The following is a 5,426-nucleotide window of genomic DNA, read 5'->3' on the forward strand; positions in this document are numbered from 1 at the left end:
CGCTATCCTCGCCGCTGATGTGGTGGGGTACAGCCGGCTGATGGGGCTGAACGAGACAGGCACGCTCACTCGGCTCAAGGCGCTTCGCCGCGAATACATAGAGCCGTTGATCGAAGGATATCATGGCCGCGTCGTCAAGCTCATGGGCGACGGCGCGTTGGTCGAGTTCGCCAGTGTGGTCGATGCGGTGGCCTGTGCCGTCGAAATCCAGCGCGTCGCCGCGCAGCAGAACCTCAACGTGCCGGAGGACGCCCGGATCGTGTTCCGCATCGGAATCAACCTGGGCGACGTGATCATCGACAAGGACGATTTTTACGGCGACGGCGTCAATATCGCGGCCCGCCTGGAAGGACTGAGCGATCCCGGCGGTATCGTCCTATCCGGAACAGCCTATGATCAAGCCCGCAACAAGCTCGGCCTGACCTTCAAGTCGCTGGGCGAACAGCGCCTGAAAAACATTGCCGAGCCGGTGCGCGCCTATCGCGTGCTGCTGGAGCAAGCCCCTAGTGCCAGGAAGTGGCGCCCTCGGCGATGGCCGTTGATCGGCACTGCGGCGCTTTTCCTGGTCCTGGCGGCGGGCCTCGCGGTGGTTCTCTGGCCGCGGGCCGTCGCGCTTCTGCGGGACCAAAGCTCGATGATCTCTGCAGAGGGCAAGCCGTCCATTGCTGTGTTACCCTTTGCCAATCTTGGTCAGCAGGCGGACCAGGACTATTTCGCCGAAGGGCTCACAGACGATCTCATCACCGATCTATCGAAGATCTCCGGGCTGCTGGTCATTGCCCGCAACTCCTCGTTCTCCTTCAGGGATCGATCCCTCGACATCAACGAGATCGCGAAGCAGTTGAACGTCCACTACGTGGTCGAAGGCAGCGTTCGCCGAGACGGAGATTCGATCCGCATCAATGTCCAGCTCATCGAAGCCAAAACAGGGAGCACCAAATGGGCCGAGCGCTACGACCGCGACTACTCCAAGATTTTCGTACTGCAGGACGAGGTGATCGGCCGCATCGTCGAGGCGCTGTCGGTACGCCTGACGGAAGGCGAGAAGGCGCAGATTGCCCGCCTGCCGACCCGAAACCTCGAAGCGTACGATTTCTACACCCGGGCCGAGCAGAAAGCGTACGTGGTCGACTTCAGGTCTCTCGGTGAGGCTCTGTCCCTGTACCAAAAGTCCATCAAGCTCGATCCGGCGTTCGCGGACGCTTATTCAGGTTATGCTCGGGCCACCGTGGACGTGCTTGGCTTCGATTTCCAGCGCCTCATGCTTAGCGCCGTCGCACGTCAGCGCGCCTACGAAGCGGCGGGGCGGGCGCTGGAGCTCAACCCCCAGTCCTCGCGAGCCTATGCCGTGCTCGGCATCCTGCAGATGCTTGACGGCGAGATCGACGAGGCGCTCGCGTCCGTCCGCAAAGCCGCCGCGCTCGACCCGAACGGCGCGGAGGCAGAGCTCAACCTGGCGATCGTGCTGACGTATGCCGGGCAGAATCCGGAGGCACTGACGGCTATGGAACGGGTGCTGCAGCTCGATCCCAAGCCACGAGCGCAGGTCTACGACTATTACGGCTTCGTGCTCTATATGAACCATCAATACGAAAAGGCCCTGCAGGCGCTGAGCCAGGTCCATCCGGCAGAGCATAGCGACCTCGGCCTCGAGACGCTCGCCATGGCAAATGCGCGCCTGGGCCGAATGGCTGAGGCGCGTGATGCGGTTGCGGCAATTCTAAAAAAGATTCCCGCGCTCAATCTCGCGAGCCATCGTGTCGTCTATGCACACCACCGGCGGCAGCAGGATCTCGATCATCGGCTGGATGCTCTTCGCTTGGCCGGATTTCCGGAGCGCGCCTTCGATTTTCGTGCGAAGGAGGATGACCGCCTGGACGCCGAGGCCGTGCGAGCCGTGACGGGCGATCGAACTTGGGCCGGACGTCAACACAATCGCGCACCGTTCGTCATGGAGCTGAGTGCGAACGGAGATTTCGCCCTGAGCTCGCAGAACAGCATCATCACCGGTACGTTCACGCTGGAAGGCAACCTGTTCTGTACGCAATCCGCAGCGACGTTGCTCGGCCGCAAGTTCTGCGGCCCTGTCTACCGCAATCCCGTGGGGAGCAGCGAAACGCAGGACGAGTTTATTTTGCCGGACTCCGTCACGGTTTGGTACTTCTCTGTGGCCCCGTGACATGCGCGATTCAACCCACAGGACCGCAACGTCGCGCGTGGGCCGGAGCTGAGTTATGTAACGTTAGTTGGCGGCCGCTCTCGCTTCGAATTCCTTCGTTTCGACTGTTGGCCATTCGCCGTTGGCTTTTGCAAGGATAGGGGCTGGGTCGGCATCGAAGTCTTCCTCCAGGCCCTCCTTCCCGGAGAAAAGGAAGAGCTTGCCGTCGACGATACGCCAGGCTTCCGGGTCAATGTTGGCTGATGCCTGTTCGAATGCTGCCCCCAACGTACAGAAACCGCCATATTGAGGAGCGTAGCGGACCGGCTCGGAAGCGAAGGCATCGCGATGTTCGACGCTGGCGAAATACCACGTCGCGCCGAGCCACTTCTTCGAGATCTTGGGCGAACCCATGGTCGCACGACCGTCGGTGAAATACGCCACAGGGTCGTAGCCCAGTATGGCGACGTTGCCGAAGTATCCGGTGTTCACTCCATCGACAGCGTACGATGCGCCAGTGCCAAGGAGCAGGAGGGACGCGGCCGCTACTCCCGCGCAAAGCAAACTGTCAAACGCTCTGGAACGGTTTTGTGTCATGTTTGTCTCCAGTAACCTCGCGAGGTCAGTTTCCCGCGGCCATGCAATCCTTGAGCGCCGCCCCCATTTTTTCCTTGGGTTGGCATTTCGCCCCGTGTTGCTTGAGCAGAACCATCACCTGCGCACTCTGAAAGAACGTCGCCCGGCTGAGAGGTGTAAACCCGTACTCCTGGGTAGCCTCGACCTGTGCACCGCGCGCGATCAACAGCTCTGCAACGGCCACCTGGTTCTCTTCGGCTGCCACATGCAGAGGCGTGATCTTGTGCGTGCTCAACGCATCGACCGCCGCCCCGTGGTCGAGCAGCAACTGCGCTATCTCCAGGCTTCCTGAATAGGCCGCTGCGTGAAGCGCTGAGAAGCCGCGGTCGTTGCGGGCATCGATGTCGGCTTTGGCCTCGATCAGCACCGCGGCAACCTCCACCTTGCCGGCTAGCGCGGCGTCGATTAGGGGTGTCTCGCGGCTCTCGTCGCGGCGGTTGACGTCCTCGCCTTTCGCAAGGAGCTCTGCGACTTTGGCGGCATCGCCCTCGCGCGCAGCGTCGTGAAGCGGCCCGGCAGTCACCGCACCGGCGGCAAACCAGGAAATGAAAGTAACGACGAGAGCCCGACTGAAAATCCGAAGCCAGCCGGTTCGGAAACGCCTGACCCGCATCGGGAAGGCCCTCGGCAGCAAGAATCGCCTGGAGACCGTCATCGTCTAACCCTCCGGGCGCCGCTCGCCCGCGGATGAACGTGTATGAGACCACTCTAATACATTCGGCGCAGGGGAGCCATAGGGTGCGCGAGTCGAAGTCGCGCGAGGCGCGCCGTGTGCTCAGCTGGCCGTCGGCGATGAAGGTGATCGGCGAGGTTGCCTACAAGGCCGTGATCGCGCGGGACAGCATGAGCCATATCGACGACATTGCCGGTGGGCTGCTGTATGACGTCCCGTGCCCGAGCGCCCCGACGACGTCATCGAAGTCAACCTCCCGTTCCTGCGGGGCGAGGCGAAGAACGCCGGCATCGACTTGGCTAGCTGAAAATCGCGCGAGGGCAGACGGCGTGCCCAACAAGGCGACGCGAGAGCGTCAGCTGGCAATAGCAGCTAGCGGGTCGGTCCCTCTCGACGTGATCATCAAGCGCATGCGCTGTCACGAGCGCAATTCCGACCTGGCGCTCAAGGCGAACAATGACGTCGAGGCCGAGCGGCACCTCAAAGAGGCGGACCGCAGGCATCGCCGCGGCACCATACGGGATCCGAAGCTGTCCGCGATCGAGATGAACGGCGAGTTTGGCGCGGGCGTGGCCAACGTCGTCGGGGTCGGCTATAACGAGGACCGTCGGAATCGCGTAACCCGCCTCGATGAGGTGAAATGTCCGCCTTCCTACACCAATCCGGACCTCCAACGCGGTTCCGTGGAACGGCAGCATCGGGTCATGGGCGTGAATTCGGCAAGGGCGAACGAACTTCCGCACCGGGTCGAACCTTGCCGATCAGGCAGCGGCGAAACGCCTACCGTGAATCTGTGTCCCAATAATGCACAGGGGCCAACTGGCGAATCAAACAAGCCCGCTGCCTCACGGTTGCGGGCTTTCTTCGCTGCGAACATGGCGGGAACAAATGGGCTGATCCGTGTTGCAGTCATGTTGCAATGACAACAAGGGACGGACCGAGACAGGCCCGGAAAGCAAGGGGTTGAGCGCTACAGGACGTGAAAACCCATGCAACATGCACCGGTCGCGATGGTGCTGTGTAACCGATTGTTTTCATTCATGAAGTTCTTGGCTGGGGAACCTGGATTCGAACCAGGACTAACGGAGTCAGAGTCCGTGGGTCTACCGTTAACCTATTCCCCAGCAGGCGCAGTCTAAAGAAAACCGCGCGGGCAGCGCGGCGATGTCACCGCGCGTGCCTTGTAGCCGCCGCCGGAAAATAGTCAAGCCTGCCCAGGCATTTCAATCGGCGCGATTGCTTCAAGTTTTGATTCGGCTCTTGCCCATTCCGGGGCGAGACAGCGAAGCCACTGCATCGCTGCGTTCTTCGGCTACTGTAACGGCATGGATCCTAGGGTCTCCGCTACGTCGCTTCGCTCCTGCTCCGCCCTAGGATGACGAAGGCGTGTTGGCTTACGGCCGGTCGCATATGTTGGAGATTGGCACTGGCCGCAAACCTTGGAAATTGGCATCGGTCGTAAACCTTATTGGCGGTTGCCGGCAAATCGCAAACCTCTAGGATTGGCCGAAACAACACTCCGTTCGTCATCCTAGGGCGGAGCAGGAGCGAAGCGACGGCGCGGAGACCCTAGGATCCATGCCGGACTTTGAGCGCTGCAGCGTTGAACAGCAGGGCATCACCTGGCGTTTTCTTCACGCGCATCGTCAGTCTGAAGCGATTGCCCCGGCATCTCAACTCTCACTCCGGCCGAGCTGCGAGTGCTCAAAATACAGCACGACACCCAGCGCTATCACCAGCGGGACGATCAGGTAGAACAGCCGGAACACCAGCAGCGCTGCCAGCACGCCGACCGGGTCCATGTGCGACAGGCCAGCGAGGAAGACGACCTCGAACACGCCGAGTCCGCCCGGCGCATGCGAGATCTGGGCGACCGAGAACGACACCAGGAAGACGCCGAGCACGACGAAATAGCCGGGGTTGCCAGCCGCAGGCAGGGCGAAGTAGATGATCGCCGCC

Annotated in this window: 4 protein-coding genes, 1 tRNA gene and 1 pseudogene; 2 read left to right on the forward strand and 4 right to left on the reverse strand. The window is 61.5% G+C overall.

Annotated features, from left to right (window positions below):
• A partial coding sequence (locus EOA86_RS20265) for a tetratricopeptide repeat protein (protein WP_128343269.1) occupies window positions 1-2,179 on the forward strand: 2,179 nt, incomplete at its 5' end.
• 63 nt (window positions 2,180-2,242) lie between these two features.
• On the opposite strand, the gene EOA86_RS20270 is transcribed toward EOA86_RS20265, so the two are convergent.
• On the reverse strand, window positions 2,243-2,650 hold the full coding sequence (locus tag EOA86_RS20270; protein WP_245497325.1) for a YHS domain-containing (seleno)protein: 408 nt from the start codon (window positions 2,648-2,650) through the stop codon (window positions 2,243-2,245).
• Between the two features lie 130 nt (window positions 2,651-2,780).
• The gene (locus tag EOA86_RS20275) at window positions 2,781-3,449 is read right to left on the reverse strand and encodes an ankyrin repeat domain-containing protein (RefSeq protein WP_245497326.1); all 669 of its coding nucleotides are present in this window, start codon (window positions 3,447-3,449) and stop codon (window positions 2,781-2,783) included.
• An 83-nt stretch (window positions 3,450-3,532) separates the two neighbouring features.
• On the opposite strand from EOA86_RS20275, the gene EOA86_RS20280 reads away from it, so the two are divergent.
• Window positions 3,533-4,390: a hypothetical protein gene (locus tag EOA86_RS20280; protein WP_128343272.1), complete on the forward strand. Its 858-nt coding sequence runs from the start codon at window positions 3,533-3,535 to the stop codon at window positions 4,388-4,390.
• Window positions 4,391-4,517: 127 nt separating this feature from the next.
• On the opposite strand, the gene EOA86_RS20285 is transcribed toward EOA86_RS20280, so the two are convergent.
• Window positions 4,518-4,591, reverse strand: a tRNA-Gln gene (locus EOA86_RS20285).
• 549 nt (window positions 4,592-5,140) lie between these two features.
• Window positions 5,141-5,426, reverse strand: a pseudogene (locus EOA86_RS20290) (UPF0104 family protein); the annotation flags it as partial.

Source organism: Mesorhizobium sp. M5C.F.Ca.IN.020.32.2.1 (assembly GCF_004023105.1).
GTDB lineage: Bacteria > Pseudomonadota > Alphaproteobacteria > Rhizobiales > Rhizobiaceae > Mesorhizobium > Mesorhizobium wenxiniae.

What these genes read in the sequence shown, in the direction of transcription:
- EOA86_RS20275 (WP_245497326.1), bottom strand. Translation starts at nt 3,449, where the DNA reads ATGACGGTCTCCAGGCGATTCTTGCTGCCGAGGGCCTTCCCGATGCGG.